2 protein-coding genes are annotated in these 1,065 nt (G+C 68.8%); one reads left to right on the forward strand and one right to left on the reverse strand.

Going from position 1 to position 1,065, the window contains the following annotated elements:
* A partial coding sequence (locus JCM9942_RS16645; protein ID WP_256202416.1) for an AIR synthase-related protein occupies window positions 1-353 on the forward strand: 353 nt, incomplete at its 5' end.
* 18 nt (window positions 354-371) lie between these two features.
* Here JCM9942_RS16645 and JCM9942_RS16650 read toward each other — a convergent pair.
* On the reverse strand, window positions 372-1,065 hold a 694-nt coding region (locus JCM9942_RS16650; RefSeq protein ID WP_304941172.1), incomplete at its 5' end, for an FAD-binding oxidoreductase.

A 1,065-nucleotide genomic window follows, 5' to 3' on the forward strand; every position in this document is an offset into this window, starting at 1 on the left:
GGCTGGCCCATGCGGCGGCCGATGTGTCCGATGGCCTGCTGGCCGACCTCGGCCATATCGCCTCACGCAGCGGCGTGGAGGCTGTAGTGAAGGGCGAGGCGGTGCCGTTGTCGTCCGCCCTGCGCCGCGCGTTTGGCGCCGCTGCCGCCTTGGACTGCGCGTTGCGTGGCGGCGACGACTACGAGTTGTGCTTCACCGCCGCGCCGGAACAGCGCCTGGCTTTGGAAGCGGTGGCATCGCGGCTTGCGCTGCCGCTGACGCGTATCGGTGTGATCGTCGCAGGCCAGGGTGTCCGCTGCGAAGGTGATGCCAACGGCGCGCGCGCCAGTGGCTACCGGCATTTCACCGGGTAGCCTGCTCCTGCACTGCGCCTACAGCGGCAGCACCTTGCCCGGATTGAGGATGCCGTCCGGGTCCAGGGCCTGCTTGATCGCGCGCATTGTCGCCAGCGTGGCCGGTGAAAACGCCTGGGCCATGAAGTCGCGCTTGGCCACGCCGATGCCGTGCTCGCCGGACAGCGTTCCGCCCAGTTCCAGTGCCAGTGCGAAGACCTTGGGCAGGGCGGCATGGGCGCGCGCGTTCTCGCCGGCATCGTCCGGGTGGTAGAGGATGTTGACGTGCAGGTTGCCGTTGCCGGCATGGCCGAAGGTGACGATCGGCAGCTTGGCCTCGAGCGAAAGCCGTTGCACACCTTCCACCAGGTCGGGGATGCGCGAGACCGGCACCACCACGTCCTCGTTGATCTTGCCCGGGGCGATGCTTTTCAGCGCCGGTGACAGTGCCCGTCGCGCGGCCCACAGTTTGTCGCGCGCGCTGCCGTCGGTGGCGACATCCAGTGCCAGCAGGCCATCGCCTTCGGCGGCTTCGGCCAAGGCATTGAGCAGGTAGGGCAGGGTGTCATCATCACCATCGGCGTCGATAAGCAGCATCGCGCCGGCCTCGGGCACCTGCGCGCCATTGCGGCGCAGCAGCTCCAGGCTTCGCGCATCCATGAACTCGAGCATGGTCGGGGTGACCGGCTGCGCCATCACTCGCGACACCGCGGCCGCGGCCGCACTGGCATCG

Origin of the sequence: Stenotrophomonas pictorum JCM 9942, assembly GCF_001310775.1 — a bacterium.
GTDB lineage: Bacteria > Pseudomonadota > Gammaproteobacteria > Xanthomonadales > Xanthomonadaceae > Stenotrophomonas > Stenotrophomonas pictorum.